Origin of the sequence: Phaeovulum sp. W22_SRMD_FR3 (genome assembly GCF_052113705.1) — a bacterium.
In the GTDB taxonomy this organism is placed as follows: domain Bacteria; phylum Pseudomonadota; class Alphaproteobacteria; order Rhodobacterales; family Rhodobacteraceae; genus JBGQOG01.
The window spans coordinates 184,676-202,776 of record NZ_JBGQOG010000004.1 but is presented as its reverse complement, the minus strand read 5'-3'; the positions used below and the strand labels follow the sequence as shown (position 1 = coordinate 202,776).

General features: G+C 63.4%; 20 protein-coding genes. 8 read left to right on the top strand and 12 right to left on the bottom strand.

The annotated features are described in order from the left end of the window. The first annotated feature begins 84 nt into the window (after positions 1-84). Together ACEN2S_RS07225 and ACEN2S_RS07220 are read left to right on the top strand one after the other, a co-directional pair. Positions 85-675, top strand: a complete 591-nt coding sequence (locus ACEN2S_RS07225; protein ID WP_441864284.1) for a DUF1285 domain-containing protein — start codon at positions 85-87, stop codon at positions 673-675. Further along, positions 675-1,472 carry a hydroxypyruvate isomerase family protein gene (locus ACEN2S_RS07220; protein ID WP_441864282.1) on the top strand — a complete coding sequence of 266 codons (798 nt, stop codon included), beginning with the start codon at positions 675-677 and terminating at the stop codon, positions 1,470-1,472. Before ACEN2S_RS07225 ends, ACEN2S_RS07220 begins: the two co-directional genes overlap by 1 nt. 59 nt (positions 1,473-1,531) lie before the next feature. Here ACEN2S_RS07220 and polA read toward each other — a convergent pair whose 3' ends face one another. Together polA and ACEN2S_RS07210 are read right to left on the bottom strand one after the other, a co-directional pair. Continuing rightward, on the bottom strand, positions 1,532-4,357 hold the full coding sequence (gene polA / locus ACEN2S_RS07215) for a DNA polymerase I (protein ID WP_441864280.1): 2,826 nt from the start codon (positions 4,355-4,357) through the stop codon (positions 1,532-1,534). A 131-nt stretch (positions 4,358-4,488) separates the two neighbouring features. Beyond that, positions 4,489-4,674 (bottom strand): zinc-finger domain-containing protein, encoded by a 186-nt coding sequence (locus tag ACEN2S_RS07210; protein ID WP_441864278.1) that lies wholly within the window; start codon positions 4,672-4,674, stop codon positions 4,489-4,491. Between the two features lie 116 nt (positions 4,675-4,790). Between ACEN2S_RS07210 and ACEN2S_RS07205 the strand changes: the two genes are divergently transcribed. Next, entirely contained in the window at positions 4,791-5,729 is a 939-nt protein-coding gene (locus ACEN2S_RS07205; protein WP_441864276.1) for an ABC transporter ATP-binding protein, read from the top strand. A gap of 89 nt (positions 5,730-5,818) precedes the next feature. On the opposite strand, the gene ACEN2S_RS07200 is transcribed toward ACEN2S_RS07205, so the two are convergent. After that, positions 5,819-6,199, bottom strand: a complete 381-nt coding sequence (locus tag ACEN2S_RS07200; protein ID WP_441864753.1) for an HIT domain-containing protein — start codon at positions 6,197-6,199, stop codon at positions 5,819-5,821. A gap of 5 nt (positions 6,200-6,204) precedes the next feature. Then, positions 6,205-7,782: a DUF5928 domain-containing protein gene (locus ACEN2S_RS07195; protein WP_441864274.1), complete on the bottom strand. Its 1,578-nt coding sequence runs from the start codon at positions 7,780-7,782 to the stop codon at positions 6,205-6,207. A 150-nt stretch (positions 7,783-7,932) separates the two neighbouring features. Between ACEN2S_RS07195 and ACEN2S_RS07190 the strand changes: the two genes are divergently transcribed. Next, complete coding sequence (locus tag ACEN2S_RS07190) at positions 7,933-8,751, top strand: sulfotransferase family protein (protein WP_441864271.1); 819 nt, start codon at positions 7,933-7,935, stop codon at positions 8,749-8,751. 623 nt (positions 8,752-9,374) lie between these two features. Here the strand turns inward: ACEN2S_RS07190 and ACEN2S_RS07185 are convergent. Together ACEN2S_RS07185 and nth are read right to left on the bottom strand one after the other, a co-directional pair. Further along, positions 9,375-10,361 (bottom strand): adenosine kinase, encoded by a 987-nt coding sequence (locus ACEN2S_RS07185; protein WP_441864269.1) that lies wholly within the window; start codon positions 10,359-10,361, stop codon positions 9,375-9,377. Continuing rightward, entirely contained in the window at positions 10,358-11,002 is a 645-nt protein-coding gene (gene nth / locus ACEN2S_RS07180) for an endonuclease III (protein WP_441864267.1), read from the bottom strand. Before nth ends, ACEN2S_RS07185 begins: the two co-directional genes overlap by 4 nt. A 165-nt stretch (positions 11,003-11,167) precedes the next feature. On the opposite strand from nth, the gene ACEN2S_RS07175 reads away from it, so the two are divergent. From ACEN2S_RS07175 to ACEN2S_RS07165, 3 genes are all read left to right on the top strand, one after another. Continuing rightward, positions 11,168-12,166: a Hint domain-containing protein gene (locus ACEN2S_RS07175; protein ID WP_441864265.1), complete on the top strand. Its 999-nt coding sequence runs from the start codon at positions 11,168-11,170 to the stop codon at positions 12,164-12,166. Positions 12,167-12,327: 161 nt separating this feature from the next. Continuing rightward, complete coding sequence (locus ACEN2S_RS07170; RefSeq protein ID WP_441864262.1) at positions 12,328-12,993, top strand: OmpA family protein; 666 nt, start codon at positions 12,328-12,330, stop codon at positions 12,991-12,993. A 209-nt stretch (positions 12,994-13,202) separates the two neighbouring features. Next, entirely contained in the window at positions 13,203-13,973 is a 771-nt protein-coding gene (locus tag ACEN2S_RS07165; protein ID WP_441864260.1) for a FadR/GntR family transcriptional regulator, read from the top strand. A gap of 78 nt (positions 13,974-14,051) precedes the next feature. Here ACEN2S_RS07165 and ACEN2S_RS07160 read toward each other — a convergent pair whose 3' ends face one another. The 5 genes from ACEN2S_RS07160 to ACEN2S_RS07140 form a co-directional block, all read right to left on the bottom strand. Further along, entirely contained in the window at positions 14,052-14,609 is a 558-nt protein-coding gene (locus tag ACEN2S_RS07160) for a F0F1 ATP synthase subunit B (RefSeq protein ID WP_441864258.1), read from the bottom strand. Between the two features lie 4 nt (positions 14,610-14,613). After that, on the bottom strand, positions 14,614-15,168 hold the full coding sequence (locus ACEN2S_RS07155) for a F0F1 ATP synthase subunit B' (RefSeq protein ID WP_441864256.1): 555 nt from the start codon (positions 15,166-15,168) through the stop codon (positions 14,614-14,616). Between the two features lie 78 nt (positions 15,169-15,246). After that, positions 15,247-15,480: a F0F1 ATP synthase subunit C gene (locus ACEN2S_RS07150; protein WP_441864254.1), complete on the bottom strand. Its 234-nt coding sequence runs from the start codon at positions 15,478-15,480 to the stop codon at positions 15,247-15,249. A 54-nt stretch (positions 15,481-15,534) separates the two neighbouring features. Further along, a complete protein-coding gene (locus ACEN2S_RS07145; RefSeq protein WP_441864251.1) occupies positions 15,535-16,293 on the bottom strand; it encodes a F0F1 ATP synthase subunit A in 759 nt (252 codons plus the stop codon). Continuing rightward, positions 16,290-16,640, bottom strand: a complete 351-nt coding sequence (locus tag ACEN2S_RS07140) for an AtpZ/AtpI family protein (RefSeq protein ID WP_441864249.1) — start codon at positions 16,638-16,640, stop codon at positions 16,290-16,292. Before ACEN2S_RS07140 ends, ACEN2S_RS07145 begins: the two co-directional genes overlap by 4 nt. A gap of 226 nt (positions 16,641-16,866) precedes the next feature. On the opposite strand from ACEN2S_RS07140, the gene ACEN2S_RS07135 reads away from it, so the two are divergent. Next, on the top strand, positions 16,867-17,220 hold the full coding sequence (locus ACEN2S_RS07135) for an ArsR/SmtB family transcription factor (protein WP_441864247.1): 354 nt from the start codon (positions 16,867-16,869) through the stop codon (positions 17,218-17,220). A gap of 1 nt (position 17,221) precedes the next feature. On the opposite strand, the gene ACEN2S_RS07130 is transcribed toward ACEN2S_RS07135, so the two are convergent. After that, positions 17,222-18,082, bottom strand: coding sequence for an urea carboxylase-associated family protein (locus ACEN2S_RS07130; protein ID WP_441864245.1), 861 nt, complete (start codon positions 18,080-18,082; stop codon positions 17,222-17,224). Between the last annotated feature and the right edge of the window lie 19 nt (positions 18,083-18,101).

The following is an 18,101-nucleotide window of genomic DNA, read 5'->3' as shown; positions in this document are numbered from 1 at the left end:
CGTTGTGTGTTCAGACAGATCATAGTCAGATAACGGGAGCCAGCCCAATCGCAAAGACCGATACGGCGGAAACAGGGAGCGCAAATGATCGTGAAAGCCGGGACAACGCCGCCCGATGCCGATGGAATTGCCGCCGCAGCCAGTGCCGCGAGCCGCAAGGGGCCGCCGCCGGTGCATCTGTGGAACCCCGACTTTTGCGGCGATATCGACATGGAAATCCGCCGTGACGGCAGCTGGTTCTACATGGGCACCCCCATCGGCCGCCCCGCGCTGGTGCGGCTCTTCGCCTCGATCCTTAAGCGCGAGGGCGAGGAGTACTTTCTGGTCACCCCGGTGGAAAAGGTCGGCATCCGCGTGCAGGATTGCCCCTTCCTCGCGCAGGATGTCGAGGCGACGGGCAGCGGCACGGCGCAAGAGCTGCGCTTTACCACCAATGTCGGCGACACGGTTCTGGCCGGGGCCGAAAACCGGATTGAGGTGCACCGCGATCCTGAAACTGGCGAACCGGCCCCAAAGGTCCATATCCGCCGTGATCTTTGGGCGCGGATCGACCGCAAGACGTTTTACCGCCTGATCGACATCGCCGTGACCGCGCCGCACGAGGGGGCGGACTGGCTGGGCCTGTGGTCGGGCGGGGTTTTCTTTCCGATCATCCCCGCAGCTGACCTGACCTGATGTATAAATTCGCCGCCAATCTGAACTTTCTCTTCACCGAATTGCCCTTCATGGCGCGCTTTGCCGCCGCCCGCGCCGCCGGGTTCGAGGGGGTCGAGGTGCTGTTCCCCTATGACCACCCGCCGCAGGAAATCCGGCGCGAGCTGACGCGGCATGGGCTGACATTGGCGCTGATGAATGCCCCGCCGCCGAATTGGGCGGGGGGTGAGCGTGGCTTTGCCGCCGTGCCGGGGGGCGAGGACCGCTTTCACGAAGGGTTTGAGCGGGCGATGCATGTGGCCGATGTGCTGAAACCGCAGCGGCTGCATGTGATGGCAGGGCGGGCCGAGGGGCCGCTGGCGCGGCGCACGCTGGTGGAGAACCTGAAATGGGCCTGCCGCCACGGCTCACGGCATCAGCTGACGCTGGAGCCGGTCAATCCGCGCGACATGCCGGGGTTTTTCCTCAGCGATTTCGCGCTGACCGTGGCGATCATGGATGAGGTTCAGGCCCCGAACCTCTGGCTGCAATTCGACTATTACCACGCGCAGATGTTGGCGGGCGACCCGATGACGCCCTGGGAGCGCTACAAGAGCCGCATTGGTCATGTGCAGATCGCCAGCGCCCCGGACCGCCGCGAGCCGCGCGGCATGGGGGTGGAGCATTCGGGGTTTTTCGCCCGGCTGACCCGCGATGGCTATCGCGGATGGGTGGGTGCCGAATACACCCCCGGCGGTGCCACCGCCGACAGTCTGAGCTGGATGGTGCGTCCCGCGGCGGGCCCCATCACGGGCACGCCGCCGGGGTCGAGACCCTAGCCCTCCGCCGGTGCGGCGGGGCATGGCGGGGGCATGGCAGGGGCATGGCAGGGGCGAGGTTAATGCGCCTCGGCCCAGCTGTTGCCGATGCCGCCATCCACCACCAGCGGCACGGTCAGTTTCACCGCCGGATCCGCCGCCTCTTCCATCACCTGACGGGCCACGGCGATCAGCTTGTCGGCCGAACCTTCCTCAACTTCAAAGATCAGCTCGTCATGCACCTGCAACAGCATGGTGGCGGGCAGATCGCGAATGGCCGCGGGCATCCGTACCATCGCGCGGCGGATGATGTCCGCCGCCGCGCCCTGAATCGGCGCGTTGATCGCGGCGCGCTTGGCAAAGCCCGCCCCCGGCCCTTTGGCATTGATCTCGGGCGTGTGGATCTTGCGGCCAAAGAGGGTCTGCACATGGCCATGCGCTTTGGCAAAGGCCACCGTGTCATCCATATAGGCGCGGATCTCGGGGAAGCGCTGGAAATAGGTGTCGATGAAGGCCTGCGCCTCGGCGCGCGGAATCCGCAGGTTGCGCGCCAGACCAAAGCCCGAAATGCCGTAGATGACGCCAAAGTTGATCGCCTTGGCCTGACGGCGGATCATCGGGTCCATCCCCTCGACCGGCACGCCGAACATCTGGCTCGCGGTCATCGCGTGAATGTCGATCCCGTCCCGGAATGCCTGTTTCAGCGCCGGAATATCGGCGACATGCGCCAGAATCCTGAGCTCGATCTGGCTGTAATCGAGGCTGACGATCTTCATCCCCGGCCCGGCCACGAAAGCCTCGCGGATCTTGCGGCCCTCATCCGAGCGGACGGGGATGTTTTGCAGGTTGGGATCGGTGGAGGCCAGGCGCCCGGTGTTGGCCCCCGCGATGGAATAAGAGGTGTGCACCCGCCCGGTTTCCGGATTCACATGCCCCTGCAGCGCATCAGTATAGGTGGATTTCAGCTTGGAGAGCTGGCGCCAATCAAGCACCCGCGCCGCCAGATCGCTGCCCTCGGCGGCCAGATCCTCGAGCACATCGGCGCCGGTGGCATAGGCGCCGGTCTTGCCCTTGACCCCGCCCGCAAGGCCCATCTTGTCAAACAGGATCTCGCCCAATTGCTTCGGCGAGCCGACGTTGAAGGGCTGGCCCGCGAGTTCATGGATCTCGGCCTCCAGCCCCGCCATGCGCTGCGCAAAGACGTTGGACATGCGCGCCAGCACCTGCCCGTCGACCCGCACCCCGGCCATTTCCATATCGGCCAGCACCGGCACGAGGGGCCGCTCCAGCGTTTCATAAACCGTGGTGACGCGGGCCTGATGCAGCTGCGGCTTGAACCGCTGCCAGAGGCGCAGGGTGACATCGGCATCCTCGGCGGCATAGGCCACCGCCTGTTCAACCGGCACCCGGTCAAAGGTGATCTGCGATTTGCCAGACCCCAGCAAGTCTTTGATCGGTATCGGTTTATGCGCCAGATATTCCTGCGCCAGCGTGTCCATGCCATGCCCGTGCAGACCGGCATTCATCGCATATGACATCAGCATCGTGTCATCAATCGGCGCCACGCGGATGCCGTGCCGGGCGAAGATCTTGTAATCATATTTCATGTTCTGGCCGATCTTGAGGATGCTCTCATCCTCCAGCACCGGCTTGAGCAGCGCCAAGGCCTCGGCCATCGGCATCTGCCCCTCGGCCAGCGCGTCCGAGCCAAAGAGGTCATCCCCCGCCGACGCGCCCTTGTGGCCCAGCGGCAGATAGCCCGCCTGCCCCGGCTCCACCGCCAGCGAAATACCGACCAGCTCGGCGCGCATCTCATCGAGGCTCGTCGTCTCGGTATCCACCGCGATCCAGCCCCGCTCGCGCGCCTGATCCAGCCATTTTTGCAGGCTGGCCGCATCACGGATCCAGGTATAACCCGTGGTGTCAATCGGCGATGCCGCAACCGCCGCCACCGCCTCCGGCGGGCCGGATACACCCGCCACAGGTGCCACCGTGCCAGCAAGCGGCTCCGGCGTGCCAAATTTATCTGCCGCCCGCTTGGTCAGGCTGCGAAACTCCATCAGGTTGAGAAAGGCCACCAGCGTCTCGGCATCCGGGTCTTTCACCTCCAGGCTTTCCAGCGTGAAATCCAAGGGCGTGTCGCAATCGAGCTGCACGAGCCGCTGCGAAATGCGGATCAAGTCGGCATTCTCCATCAGGGATTCCCGGCGTTTGGGCTGCTTGATCTCGCCCGCCCGGGCCAGAAGGGTCTCCAGATCGCCATATTCCTGAATGAGCAAGGCGGCGGTCTTGATGCCGATCCCCGGCGCGCCGGGCACGTTGTCGACGCTGTCGCCCGCCAATGCCTGCACATCGACCACCCGGTCGGGGCCCACACCGAATTTCTCGAACACTTCATCCGGACCAATGCGCTTGTTCTTCATCGCATCCAGCATCTCGACCCCATTGCCGATCAGCTGCATCAGATCCTTGTCCGAGGAGATGATCGTGACCCGGCCGCCCAGATCGCGCGCCTTGCACGAGAGGGTGGCGATGATGTCATCCGCCTCATAGCCCTCGGTCTCGATGCAGGAGATATTGAAGGCGCGGGTGGCATCGCGGGTCAGCGGAAACTGCGGCCGCAGATCCTCGGGCAGCTCCGGGCGGTTCGCCTTGTAGAGCGGATAGATGTCATTGCGGAAGGTTTTCGAGGAATGGTCAAAGATCACCGCCGCATGGGTAGGCGCATCCGCGCCGCGCGCATCCTCGATGTATTTGTAGAGCATGTTGCAAAAGCCCGCGACCGCGCCCACCGGCGTGCCATCGGATTTGCGCGTCAGCGGCGGCAGCGCGTGATAGGCGCGAAAGATGAAAGCAGAGCCGTCGATCAGATGCAGATGGCACCCTTTGCCGAATCCGTCAGACATGCGCGTTCTCCCCATTCCGTTCGCCCCGGGTTTTGCCACGAACCGCCGGGCAAGGCCAGCAGACAGCACCCCCCAAAACCAAAAGCCCCGGGGAAAACCCGGGGCCGGTCAGCGGGCCAGCGCCCGGTATTTCAGTGGTCGGCGTGGGCGTGATCGCGGTCGATCACGAATTTCTTGTCGCAATAGCCGCATTCGACAAAGCCGGTGTCCTGCGGGATCGCCAGCCAGACGCGCGGATGGCCCAAAGCGCCCTCGCCCCCGTCGCAGGCAACCTTCCAGGTCGTGACGGTCTGGGTTTCAGGAGCTTGGATCGGCATGGACAACCTCTTTCATCTGGTATGCGCGGCGCGGCGCATTATGTTGCGCATGATAGCGATCCCGCAGGCATCGGCAAGATGCCTCGGCGCGAAGATCACGGAGAGGACGGCAGGCCATGGCACAAAATCAGGCGATCGAGATCGAGGGGCTGACCAAGACCTATGGCGGCAGCGGCAAACAGCCGCCAAAGCAGGCGCTGAAGGACCTCAATCTGACGATTCCCGCCGGATCCATCTTTGGCCTGCTCGGCCCGAACGGCGCCGGGAAATCCACCACGATCAACATTCTGGCCGGGCTGGTGAACAAAACCGCGGGCCGGGTGAAAATCTGGGGGTTCGATCAGGATGTGAACCCGCGTCAGGCCCGCGCCGCCATCGGCGTCATGCCGCAAGAGATCAACATGGACCCGTTCTTCACCCCGCGCGCCGCGCTGGAAACCCAGGCCGGGCTCTACGGCGTGCCCAAGGCCGAACGCTGGACCGATGAAATCCTCGCCCTCGTCGGCCTCACCGATCAGGCCGAGGCCTATGCGCGCAACCTCTCCGGCGGCATGAAACGCCGCCTTCTGCTGGCCAAAGCCCTCGTCCACCGCCCGCAGATCCTCGTGCTCGACGAACCCACCGCGGGTGTCGACATCGAACTGCGCGCCATGCTCTGGGCCAATGTGCGGCGGCTCAACCAGGAGGGGATGACGATCATCCTGACCACGCATTACCTCGAAGAGGCCGAGGCAATGTGCGATGAAATCGCCATCATCGACAAAGGCGCATTGGTGGTGCGCGACACCACGCAGAACCTCCTCGGCCGGATGGATGGCAAAACCCTGGTGGTCGAACCCGAATCCCCCGCCCCCGCCGACTTTGCCCTGCCCGAGGGCGTCACGCTGGAGCGCCGCGCCGACGGCCGCCTCGCCTTCACCTACCACCGCAAGGCGGTTGGCGCCGAATCAGTTCTCGACGCGATCCGCGCTGCCGGGATCAGCATCCGCGATGTGGCCAGCGAACAGCCCGGGCTCGAGGAAGTCTTCGTCTCCCTCACCTCACACCACCGCTAAAAACGCGGCGCCCCTTTCTTCTTGGCCAAAATACCTCGGGGGGAGGCCGCAGGCCGGGGGGCAGCGCCCCCTGACCCGCCCGCCCGATCTCACGCCAGATCGAGCATCCGCCCCAAAGGCCGCCCCGCCAGAATATGCAGATGGTAATGCGGCACTTCCTGCGCCCCGTGCTCCCCCGCATTGGCAATCGTCCGGTAGCCCGGCTTGCCCGCCTCCGGCTGCACATCCAGCAATGCGCAGATCTGCCCCGCCACCCGGTGAAAATCCACGATCTCCTCCGCCGAGGCATTCAGGCAGAAATCGTCAAAGCAGACATAGGCGCCCTTGGGGATCACCAGCACATGCTCGGGCGCCTGCGGGCGGATGTCGCGGAAGGCCAGCGTATGCTCGGTTTCCAGCACGGTATTGTTCGGAATTTCCCCGCGCAGAATGCGGGCAAAGATGTTCTGCGGATCATAAGCCATGACGATGTCCTTCAATCGACAAAGAGATAATGGGTCCCGGCAATCTCTTGCGCGGTCTCCGGGGCAATGCCCAGAAATTGCGCCAGCGCCGGGGCGTTTTCTTCGGCGCTCTGGCGCTCGATGATGCGAAAGAGCGCCGGGAAGTTCGCGTCCCGGATGCGGTCGCTTTCGAACTTCAGATCGTAGCGGATGGTGGGCAGCAATTGCTCGAACACCTCGCGCGGGGTCCGCTCCCCGGCCAGGCCCACCCGACGGGCATGGCCCAACAGATAGTCATCGGTGAAGGTGCAGTCGATCTCGAGCACCCGCGTCACCGAGCGGTCCGAACAGAAGTCCTGCATCAGATCAAAGCCCGAAGGGTCAAGGCAAACCACCAGCTTGTTCGCCTGATGATAGTCAAACAGCATCCGCATCAGCGCCCGCCGGTGGCGGTTGCGTTTCTCCAGCGTCGACTGGATGCCGCCCAGATCCGGCAGCCCCGCCTCCACCTCGTTGAACAGGTATTCCACCACCGGAATATCGGTCAGCGCCGCGACCCGCTCGGTCAACCGTTTGGCCACATGCCATTTTTTGCACACGACAATCATCAGCTCGCGCTCGCGGCCCAGCGAGGATTCGGTCTCCCAGAAACGCGGCGCAAACCGCCGCCCGATCCGGCCGCGCCCCGACAGGAACTTGAACAGGCTGCGCCCCTCGTTCGAGATCGGGAAATGCACGTTCTTTTCCGACCAGAGCGTGCCCAGCCGCGCCTTCAGCTCCAGCGCCTCGGGGCTGATCTTGCGCGCGAACAGAAAATCCTGGCTCAGCAGCAGATCGTAGTGGTCGTTGTAGAAGGTGACCGGCATCCCGTAATCGGTGAACATCAGAAAGGTCAGCGTGCGGGTGTTGATCTCGCGGTCGGGCACCACATGGCGCACGATGGTCTGGAAAAACGTCTCGTCCGGAATCCAGGTGGTGCGGAAAAACCGCATCACATCCGGGCGTTTGTCGCAAAACTCCAGCACCCATTCGACCGTGCGGCGCCGCAGGCACCACCACTGGCTGCCGATCATCATCTGCAGATCGTCCGGCACATCGCGCCGCATCCCCAGCTTTTCCTGCCAATACATCGACTGGTAGAACAGCCATTTCGATTTGCGCTCATTGAACCAGTGGCGGTAGATCAGCCGCTCTTCCTTGATCCCGGTCTTGATCCAGTCCGAGGCAAAGAAATCAAAGCTCTCGATATAGTCGACTTCCTGCTCATCCAGAAATTGCCGCGCAAATTCAGCGGTCTTGATCGGCTGGCAATCGCCCGACAGCATGTAGAAATGGCTGGCCGAGGGGAAGGCCTCCACCGCCGCCCGTGTCGCCTCGATCGTGGCCGCCACCAGGCTCCACTCGCCCCAGCCGCATTTATGGCGTTTGGGCGCAAAGGTCACCGAGCGATTGCCCCCCAGCGCGCCGCGGATCATCTCATAATCCGCGCGCCGGGCACGGGCATCAAAGTGAATAGAAACGTAGTCACCCGCGGCTGTCAGACGCTCGGCCTGCCGGATGATCCCCTCGGGATCTTTGTGACAGAGCAGAATGAAGGCGATTTTTGCCATTTTCGGAACGAACCGTTGCCATGATCGTGGAATATACGTCTTGATACCGTCAATGACCGTTGAAAAGACAGCGCTTCTTTGCTTTCTGGTCGCTAAATATTAAGTCTGCCCGGCCAAACCGGCGGGCAGGCAGTCAGAGGATGAAAATACATGGGCTTTCCCGGCACCTGGATGACGCAAAGCGAGAGCATGGTCTACCGTGTTGTCCCCAAATGTGCCTGCTCGTCCATCGGGCAGATCATGTATTTCTCGGATCAGGGCCGCTTTTTCGACGGCGACATCCATGATGCGAATGACGGGATGCACAAATGGTCGATGGAGGCGAGCCAGAAGCCCATCGAGCGCAATGTGCAGGCGCATAAATCCTACTCCTTCACCTGCGTGCGCAATCCCTATGCCCGCATCCTGTCGTCGTTTTTCGACAAGATCTGTGGCATCCAGCGCAATGGCAAACGCTATCGCGGCAATCTGGTGCCGCAGCTGATCCAGAAATACGGGATCGAGGTTGGCAGCCCCGAGAACGGCTTTGAATTCGACCAGATCAAGAGCTTCCGCCGGTTTTTGCTGTTCACCCGCGACACCATCCGCTGGCGCCGCCCGATGGAGCCGGACATTCACTGGTCGGCCATGTCGGGGCATATCTCGACCTTCATCGTCAACGGCGGGCGTTACGACAACATCTTCTTCACCGAGAAATTCAATGAGGGGATGCAATCGGTTCTGGACGCGGTCGAGACCAAGGTGCCGGTCGATCTGAATGCGATTCCGAAGTTCAACGAAAGCGAGGGCCACGGGCCCAAGCGCCTGCACAAGGTCAGCGAATATTTCGACGATCTGTCGCGGCATCTGATCTGGGAGATCTACAAGAAGGACTTCCAGCTCTTCCAGTATGATTTCGACAACCCCGACAACAAGATGCCCCTGCGCGACGTTGACCTTGACGAGGTGCATGCCAAATTGGGCAACTAAAGCGGCCAAGGACAGCGGCCAGAGGCTCAAGGTTTCGGCTCTTTGGGCGCCCTTCGCACGGGGCGCCCTTTTCGCATCGCGCAGCGCCTCGTCGGAAGCGGTATCGGGCCTGCCGCGCGGACGCTGTCCGACAAAACCACAGCTTTTATGCCGATGGTTTATGCCCTCCGTCACCGGGTTTATTGACCGCCCCTCACTGACACGGTGAACTGAGTCCAACGCTGGACCACCCCCGCCCCCACGCAGAGGCAGCTTTCCGATGCTTTGGGAACCTGCGCCCCCGGGGTGACCCTGCGCAGATGATGGGCACCGCAAGCGCCCGATTGAGCAGTAACCGGTGCGATATATTGAAGGCACCGCTGTCGGTCCATGACCGGCAAGAGAGTTCCAAGATTTTGATCTAAGAGAATTTCCGGCTTTTCGTTACAGGGCGAAGTGCCAAAGGTCCGGCGCGCGGTAGCAGCAGGCGTCAGACCAAAGGCAGGCCGGGAAAGGTCGCGGGGTGCCCCCACTCCGCGGCCTACGTCACATGTAAAAGGGCCCGCAGCCTCTGCCTGCGGGCCCTTTTGACTTCCAAGCCTTCGGCGGAATGCTGTCGCATCTTGGCCCGCGCCGTGGCGGGCTCAGATGAGGCCCTGACCGCGGAACAGCGCCTTCACGTCCACCTCGGGGCGGGCGCCGAAATGGCTGATGACTTCGGCCGCCGCGATGCAGCCCATGCGGCCCGCCACCGCGAGCGTCTGCCCCGTGGCCACGCCATAGAGGAAACCTGCCGCGAACTGGTCGCCCGCGCCGGTGGCATCCACCGGCACCACACGGTGCACCGGCACCTCAACCCGCTCGGTGCCGCGGATCAGCACCACATCCGCGCCCGATCGGGTGCAGACCACCGTGCTGCATTCGGCGGCCGCCTGCTTCAGCGCCTCCTCAAGCCCGGTCTGATAGAGGGCCTCATATTCGTGCTGATTGCCGATCACGTAATCCATCTCGTCACGCACGAGACGGCGGAAGTCGGTGCGGTGGCGGTCCACGCAGAACGGGTCCGACAAAGCGATCCCGGCCTTGCCGCCGCCCTTGTGACAGGCGGCTGCGGCCTTGTGAAAGGCCTCCTTGCCCTTGTCTTTATCGAACAAATAGCCCTCCAAAAACAGGTATTCGGTGCTGCCAGCCACATCATCTGCAACATCTTCCGGTCCCAGATCGGCGCTGATCCCCAGATAGGTATTCATCGAGCGCTCGCCATCCGCCGAGACGAAGATCATGCTGCGCGAAGTGGGCAGCTCCGCCCCCGCCACCGGCGGGTTGGGGAAATCGGTCCCCTCCAGCGTCAGCGATTTGGCATAAAACCGGCCCAGGGCATCATCGCGCACCCGGCCGATGAAAGCCGAGGTCAGGCCGAGGTTGCCCAGACCCGCGATCGTATTGCCAACCGAGCCGCCGGGCGCCTGCGTGCGCTCCTTCATCGCGCCATAGAGCAATTCGCCCCGCTCGCGCTCGACCAGCTGCATGATGCCCTTTTCGATCCCCATCAGATCGAGAAAATCATCGTCGCACTGGCTCAGAACGTCGACAATCGCATTGCCGATGCCGACAACCTGATATTTTTTCACGCGGTTTTCTCCTCGAATAGGCAGATGTCTTTGATGGGGCAGACGGCGCATTTGGGTTTGCGCGCGACGCAGATATAGCGGCCATGCAGGATCATCCAGTGATGCGCATGCTGTTGAAACTCGGCGGGAATATGGTCTTCAATGGCGCGCTCGACCGCCTCGACATCGCGGCCGGGGCAAATGCCCGAGCGGTTGCCGAGCCGGAAGATATGCGTGTCCACGGCCTGGGCGGGCAGGTGAAACCACATGTTCAGGACCACATTGGCGGTCTTGCGCCCCACCCCCGGCAGGCTTTGCAGCGCCGCGCGGGATGATGGCACCTGGCCGCCATACTCGGCCACCAGGATCTCGGACATGCGAATCACGTTCTTCGCCTTTTGCCGGAACAGGCCGATGGTCTTGATCTTCTCGGTCAGCCCCTCCAGCCCGAGGTCGAGCATTTTTTGCGGCGTATCCGCGATGGGAAACAACCCGCGCGTGGCCTTGTTCACCCCCGCATCCGTCGCCTGCGCCGAGAGCGCCACCGCGACCAGCAGCGTATAGGCATTCACATGCTCCAACTCCCCCTTCGGCTCCGGCTCAAGCGCGGCGAAGCGGGAAAAGATCTCGTGCATCTGGGCGTAGGGCAATTGGCGTGTCATCAAAACCGTATGCCCTGCCACCCGGTTCCGGGCAAGTCCGCAGCGCCCACCGGGCAAAATTCGACGCAAATTGAATGAAATGGCGGGGGGCTGTTAACAGATCATTTGCCCGGTTTCGGGATGATGCGCCATGGCCCGATGCGCAGGCGAGAGAGGAAGCAGGCAATGGATTTCGGATACCCCCCCGAATCGTTGATCCATGATGATGTACATGGCTGCTGGACGCTGGTGCCGAGCTTTGATGCCACCACCATGCTTTTGCACATCGACACCGGGCAGGAGCGGCGGCGCAGCGGCGTGTTTCGCCGCCCCGAGCGGCACGACCCCACAGATGTGATCCTGCGCGACGCGCGCGGCAACGCGCTGGCCCGGGGCACGATGACGGCAGATGCGCCCATCTTTCTGAACCGTCCGCGCGGCGGCAGCCTCCGTCTCGACCGGATCGAAATCGGCGGCACGGTGCGTTTGTTGATGGCCTCGGAACCTCTGGAACCGGGGATGACCTATGAGGAGGAGATGCCGGCCTCCGAGGTCTTCGTGCGCGCGCGTCCTGAAGAAATCGCGGCCCTGCCCTGCCTGGGTGCAGGCAGCTCCATCGCCACCGACGAAGGCGAGCAACCTATTGACTGGCTGCGCCCCGGCGACAAGGTGCTGACGCGCGACAATGGCTATCAGCCGCTCTTGTGGGTGGGTCAGGTGGCGCTCGGGCGGCTTTGCCCGCCCTCTGCCCGCCCGCTGACCTTGCAGGCCGATTGCTTCGGCCCGGCCCTGCCGCAGCGCCCTTTGACCCTCACACGGGGGCATGGGCTGTTGCTGGCCGCGCCGGAACTGCAGCTGTGGTTTGGCGACAATGAGATGTTCGCCCGTGCCGATCAGGTGGTGCGCCCCGGCGACACGGCCGCGCCCGCGCCCCATGCCGGACGGCAGGTGCTCTACCATATGCTGTTCGCCGAACAGGAGGTGGTGCTGGCCGAAGGGCTCTGGGTGGAAACCCTGCGCGCGACGCCCGACTACACCGCGCTTCTGCCCGACAGCGCGCGGCGGCGCCTGGCCGCTAAACTGGCAGGCAAGCACCGCGACCCGGCCCGCAGCTGGTTGGAAAGCTGGGAAGTGGCGATGTTCTCCAAGGAAACCAAATCCCGGCAGATGGTGGCTGCCGCCTGAACCCTGCCCTTCGTGATCCCGATCGCCCCGGGGCGCTGCCGCCCTCTCGGTGAAGTGATGCGCGGAATATTGCCCGCCCTGCGGCAACAATGGCGCCTCCCCGGGAACCTTTGGTATAAGGAGCGCGTTCCATTGCGGGACGCAACGAATGAGGCGGCAATATGAAAACCAAAACCACCCTGATGCTGGCGACGGCGGGACTGTTCGCGCTCAGCGCCTGTACCGACACTTCCGGCGGCTACCAATCCTCCGCGCCGACGCAAAGCCGGGCGCAAAGCGGCGCCGTGACCGGGGCGATCATCGGCGGCCTGCTGGGCGGCACCCGCAAGGGCGATGACAAACTGGCCAAAGCCGCAGTGGGTGCCGCCATCGGCGCCGGTGTTGGCGGCCTGATCGGCAGCCAGCTGGACAAACAGGCAGCCGAGCTGCAGCGCGACATCGGCTCGAACGGTGTCAGCATCGTCAACAACGGCAATCAGCTGGTGGTGACCATGCCGCAAGACGTGCTCTTTGCCACCGACAGCGCCACCCTGCGCCCGGATCTGCAGGGCGACATCTACACGCTGGCGGGCAGCCTGAACCGCTATCCGAACACCCGCGTGCAAGTGGTCGGCCACACCGACAACACCGGCGCGGCGGATTACAACCAGCGCCTGTCGCAACAGCGCGCGAATTCGGTGGCCTCGGTGCTGATCAGCGCCGGTGTTCCCTCGAGCCGTGTGCAGGCCTATGGCCGTGGCGAGGATCAACCGATCGCCTCGAACTACACCCCGGAAGGCCGCGCGCAAAACCGCCGCGTGGAATTCATCATCGTTCCGACCAACTGAGCCGGGACGATCCGCGACGATAAAGGCCGGTCCTTCGGGGCCGGCCTTTTGCATGGCGGACCTGTTGTGAGGCGGGCCTATTCAGGGGCGGGCCTTTGTGCAGGACCAGCCTGTGTTTGGGGTCAGGCTTTTGCGGCAGCGCTGCTGCGGTGCCCCATTGCGTCCCGCCACAAGCGGTCATAGATTCTGACCACATCCGGGAGGGATCCATGCCGTTTCAAACCATCGAGGCCGAAAAACTCTCTGCTGCCGTGGTGCGGCAGATTGAAGGGCTGATCCTGCAGGGCATCCTGCGGCCCGGCGAACGGCTGCCCTCGGAGCGCGAGCTGTCGGAGCGGCTGGGCGTCTCGCGCCCCTCGCTGCGCGATGCGGTGGCGGAGTTGCAGGAGGCCGGGCTCCTGGTGACCCGTGCCGGGGCAGGAATTTTCGTGGCCGATGTTCTGGGCTCGGCATTTTCGCCCGCGCTGATCCGGCTTTTCGCCAGCCATAGTGAGGCGGTGACCGATTATCTCTCCTTCCGGCGCGATCTGGAGGGGCTGGCCGCCGACCGTGCGGCGCGCCTGGCCTCCGACACCGATCTTGCGGTGATCCAGTCGATCTTCACCCGGATGGAGGCCGCGCATCCCAAGCGCAATCCGGCCGATGAGGCGGGCCTCGATGCCGAATTTCACATGGCGATCATCGAAGCCAGCCATAATGTGGTGATGCTGCACATGATGCGGGCGATGTTTGAATTGCTGCGTGAGGGGGTGTTTTACAACCGCTCGATCATGTTTCGGCAGCGCTCCACCCGCGACACGCTGCTGGAACAGCACCGGGCGATCAACGCGGCGCTGCAGGCCCGCGATTCCGAGGGCGCGCGGGCGGCGGTGCAGGGGCATATGGATTTCGTGCAACTGGTGCTCGCCGAACAGGAGAAAGCCGAACGGCACGAGGCGATCGCGCAGCTGCGCCTGCGGCATGAGACCGAGCGGCCCTGAGCCCCGCCCCGCAGGCCGGTCTCCAGACATAAAAAAACCCGGCACGATGGCCGGGTTTTTCAATCTTGGTCGTGCCGCTCAGTGCAGACGGGTCTCGACCTCGGTGATCGAGGCATCCATCAGCTTGGCTTTGTCATCGGCGCTCAGCTGCTTGCGCAGGAGTTCCGATGCCGCCGCCACCGCGATGGTGACCGCACGGTCCTTGACCTGACGCAGAGCGCCAGCCTCGGCCGAGGCGATCTGCTCTTCCGCAGCCTTCACCCGACGGGCGATGGTGCTGGCCAGATCGACCTTTGCCTGATCGGCCGCAGCCTGCGCATCGCGCTTGGCCGAGGTGACGATCTGATCCGCCAGATCCCGCACTTCGCGCGATTTGCGCTCATACGAGGCCAGCAGCGTCTTGGCTTCTTCGTGCAGAGCCCGCGCTTCGTCGAGATCCGACTTGATGCCCGCGGCGCGTTTGTCCAGCAAAGCGCCGATCAGCGTCGGCACTTTGAAATAGACCAGCACGCCAATGAACAGCAGAAAGGCCAGCAGCACGATGAGGTTGGTGTTGCGCAGCGAGAAGAACGCAACATCCCCGGCGGCAAATGCCGGCGTGGCGGCGAGGATGAGAAGACCGGAAAGTTTTTTCATACCATCACCCCTTCAGCCGTGCGGAGACGGCCTCGGACACCGCTGCCGGATCGACAGCACCGCCGAATGCCGCGACAATCTCGGCCGCGGTATCTTTGGCCACTGCTTCCACAGCTGCCAGAGCACCGGCGCGGATCTCATTGATCCGGGCTTCCGATTCCGCTGCCTTTGCCGCGATCCCCGCATCCGCTTGCGCGATGGAGGCATCCAGCTCGGCCTTGATCTCGGCCTTGGCGGCCGTCACGATCTTGTTCGCTTCCGAACGCGCTTCCACCAGAGCGGCCTGATAGGCAGCCTCGGCTTCTTTCGCCTTCATCTTCAATTCTTCCGCCGCGCTCAGATCACCGCTGATGGTTCCCTGGCGATCCGCCAGAACCGCACCAATCCGCGGCAGCGCGATGCGCGAGAGCACCCAGTAGATCACCACCAACGTGATCACGAGCCAGAAGATCTGGTTCGGGAACGTCGAGAAATCCAGCTGCGGCATACCCGCTTTTTCAGCGGTATGACCGGCCGCATGGGCCATATCTGCTACCGCTTCGTGCGTTTCAGTTGCCATGTCGTCCCCCTGGACCCTTCAAATAACCGGATGGGCCCATCAGGGGGCCCATCCGACCGCAAGGATGCGATAAAGGGATCAGACTGCGAACAAGAGCAGCAGAGCAACCAGGAACGAGAAGATGCCCAGTGCTTCGGCGAATGCCATGCCGATGAACAGCGTGGCGGTTTGCGAAGCGGCAGCCGACGGGTTGCGCAGCGCGCCCGACAGGTAGTTGCCGGCCACATTGCCCACGCCGATGGCGGCGCCGGCCATGCCGATGCAGGCCAGGCCCGCGCCGAGGTATTGACCGAGTTGTGCGATGCCTTCCATGATGGTGCTCCTTGAGGCTTGGAAAGGTTGGATAGGATTATGCAGTCCGGAGCGTCAGTGCGCCGGGTGCAGCGCGTCTTTGAGGTAGACGCAAGTCAGGATGGTGAACACATAGGCCTGGATCAGCGCCACGAGGACTTCCAGACCGTACATCGCCGCGATGGCGATGATCGACACCGGGGCGATGGCAGCGATTGCCGCAAAGCCCGCGAATACTTTCAGCACGGCGTGACCGGCCATGACGTTGCCCGCAAGACGAATGCTGTGCGAGACGGGGCGAACGAAATACGAGATCAGTTCGATCACCGCCAGAACCGGGCGGATCGCCAGCGGCGCCGACGTCACCCAGAACAGGCCGAGGAAATGCGTGCCGTGCTTGACGAGACCAAGAATGGTCACACCAAGGAAGACCGACAGCGCCAGAATGAAGGTCACCGCGATATGCGAGGTGGTCGAGAACGACATCGGGATCAGCCCGAGGAAGTTCGAGAAGACGATGAAGCAGAACAGGGTCATCACATAGGGGAAGTATTTCAGGCCTTCTTTGCCGGAAACATCCTCAACCATCTTATGGATCAGACCAAAGGTCAGCTCGGCCACCGATTGCGCACGGCTCGGGACCACGGCACGGCCGCGGGTACCGACGACCAGCACCAGCACGATGGCCAGCACCGCCAGCGCCATCCACAAGGTGGCGTTGGTGGGCGTGTACCAATGGATCGGACCCTCTCCGAAGAGGGGCTTCACGATGAACTGGTCCATCGGGTGGAAAGTCAGGCCACCTTCATGTGCTTCCGTTGCCACGTCTGTCATCCCTCTCGCGATGCGGTGTCATCCGCCGTCTTACCCTTGGCGACCTCGCCGGCACCCACCTCAGCCGCGGTGCGCATCATCACGCGCACGCCTGCGGCCAATCCAAGGAACGTGAAGACCACCAGGAATATCGGCAGCGTGCCAAAGACAACATCCGCCCCATATCCGATGCCAAACCCGATCCCCAGGCCCGATACCAGTTCGATCACCATGCGCCAGGCCAGATTCGCCTGACTGAAATGCTCGTCCGCGCGCGCTTTGGGCTCCAGCGCCTTCTTTGCTTCTGCGATGCGCGTTTCCAGCTGAGACAGCTTTTTCGCATCATCGTCAGAGGGTTCAGAGGACATGGGCCACCCCCGGTTGCGTCTGGGGGTTAACTAGTCGTCACGGCCGCGTGAGTCAACCGGGTTTACAGGCGATGAACGCACTCGTAGCCCATTGAAAAGGCAACATAATCCTCATCACGGGATTCGCAGCACGGCGCAACCCGGGGCTTTGGGCCCGGATTCATGCTGCAAATGCATATTCAACCCGATGGTTGACGATTTGCGCCCCCTGCCGCAGAGATAGCGGATGAGCGCCCGCCCCGCCCCCGATCTTGACCGCATATTTGCCGCCCTCGCCGATCCGACGCGGCGGGCGATCCTGTCGATGCTGCTTGAGGATGACATGGCGGTGACCGATGTGGCCGAGCCGTTCCACATGTCGCTGGCCGCGATTTCCAAGCACCTGATCCTGCTGGCCGAGGCCGGGCTGATCACGCAGGAAAAGCGCGGCCGGGTGAAATGGTGCAAGCTTGAGCCGGATGCGATGCGGGCAGCCACCGTCTGGATGCAGGGCTTTGGGCAGTTCGACCCGGTCGATCTCGATGCGTTCGAGCGTTTCCTCGATGCGGAACTGTCAGACCCCAGCGAAGAAGACGCCTGAGCTAGCGACCGTGGCTGCCGTCATAGCCATTGGCGGCGGGCGGCTGCCAACGCTGCGGCGGGTTCTGCGGCGCGAAGACCTCCACCAGCAGCGGATAACAGGCGGCGGCATCCGAGGAATGCTCGGCCGAGCAATCGCCGCCCGGACAGGCAGAGAGCGCGCCCAAGAGGTCGACTTCCGCGAAGAATTCAAGGTAATCACCGGGCCGCACCGGGCTTGCCTTCATGAAATACTGCCCCGTTTCGCGCAGAAAGCCGGTGCACATGAAGACATTGAGCACATCATGCACATGCCGCTCTGCCTCGCGCAGGCTCAGCCCACGGGCATCGGCCAGCGCCCGGGTCAGGTTGGAATGGCAACAGTGGTGATACTGGCCGCCCTTCAGCAGATTGTGGGTATATGGGTCGCAGCGGGTGCCGATCACATCATGCACCGAACCGCCGAAAGCGTCGAACCCGTACCAGTCCAGACTGTCATCGCTGATCGTCGCCAGCGGACGCAGATGCGGAAAGGCGGACCACATCCGGTCGCCGGTCGACAGATGCGTGCCATGCAGCGCGCGGGTTTTGCCGGAATAGAACCGCTCGGACAGGTCGGCGGCGTTCCATAGGTTCAGATCGCCCACCTGCGGCCCCTCGACCGAGGTGATGCGGAAGAAATGTCCGGCGGGCACGGTGAAGCAGGCGGCATCGCGCGCGGGCACCAGAACCTCAGCGGTCTTCTGCCAGCCTTCGCGCGCGGCGCGGAGGGCCGCCAGATCAGGCCGCGGCAGCGTCTCGGGCGGGTAGCAGACAACGGGCGTAACGGCCTGACGCGCGGCGGCATCGGCGGGGGCAGCATGATCGGGGTGAGAGAGTTTCATCGCGGCTCCGGGACAGATG

Coding starts and splice junctions, on each gene's coding strand:
- ACEN2S_RS07175 (WP_441864265.1), top strand. CDS start 11,168: ATGGATTTCGGATACCCCCCCGAATCGTTGATCCATGATGATGTACAT.
- ACEN2S_RS07150 (WP_441864254.1), bottom strand. CDS start 15,480: ATGGAAGGCATCGCACAACTCGGTCAATACCTCGGCGCGGGCCTGGCC.
- ACEN2S_RS07195 (WP_441864274.1), bottom strand. CDS start 7,782: ATGGCAAAAATCGCCTTCATTCTGCTCTGTCACAAAGATCCCGAGGGG.
- ACEN2S_RS07190 (WP_441864271.1), top strand. CDS start 7,933: ATGGGCTTTCCCGGCACCTGGATGACGCAAAGCGAGAGCATGGTCTAC.
- nth (WP_441864267.1), bottom strand. CDS start 11,002: ATGACACGCCAATTGCCCTACGCCCAGATGCACGAGATCTTTTCCCGC.
- polA (WP_441864280.1), bottom strand. CDS start 4,357: ATGTCTGACGGATTCGGCAAAGGGTGCCATCTGCATCTGATCGACGGC.
- ACEN2S_RS07140 (WP_441864249.1), bottom strand. CDS start 16,640: ATGTCCTCTGAACCCTCTGACGATGATGCGAAAAAGCTGTCTCAGCTG.
- ACEN2S_RS07210 (WP_441864278.1), bottom strand. CDS start 4,674: ATGCCGATCCAAGCTCCTGAAACCCAGACCGTCACGACCTGGAAGGTT.
- ACEN2S_RS07170 (WP_441864262.1), top strand. CDS start 12,328: ATGAAAACCAAAACCACCCTGATGCTGGCGACGGCGGGACTGTTCGCG.
- ACEN2S_RS07205 (WP_441864276.1), top strand. CDS start 4,791: ATGGCACAAAATCAGGCGATCGAGATCGAGGGGCTGACCAAGACCTAT.
- ACEN2S_RS07160 (WP_441864258.1), bottom strand. CDS start 14,609: ATGAAAAAACTTTCCGGTCTTCTCATCCTCGCCGCCACGCCGGCATTT.
- ACEN2S_RS07155 (WP_441864256.1), bottom strand. CDS start 15,168: ATGGCAACTGAAACGCACGAAGCGGTAGCAGATATGGCCCATGCGGCC.
- ACEN2S_RS07220 (WP_441864282.1), top strand. CDS start 675: ATGTATAAATTCGCCGCCAATCTGAACTTTCTCTTCACCGAATTGCCC.
- ACEN2S_RS07145 (WP_441864251.1), bottom strand. CDS start 16,293: ATGACAGACGTGGCAACGGAAGCACATGAAGGTGGCCTGACTTTCCAC.
- ACEN2S_RS07135 (WP_441864247.1), top strand. CDS start 16,867: ATGAGCGCCCGCCCCGCCCCCGATCTTGACCGCATATTTGCCGCCCTC.
- ACEN2S_RS07130 (WP_441864245.1), bottom strand. CDS start 18,082: ATGAAACTCTCTCACCCCGATCATGCTGCCCCCGCCGATGCCGCCGCG.
- ACEN2S_RS07165 (WP_441864260.1), top strand. CDS start 13,203: ATGCCGTTTCAAACCATCGAGGCCGAAAAACTCTCTGCTGCCGTGGTG.
- ACEN2S_RS07225 (WP_441864284.1), top strand. CDS start 85: ATGATCGTGAAAGCCGGGACAACGCCGCCCGATGCCGATGGAATTGCC.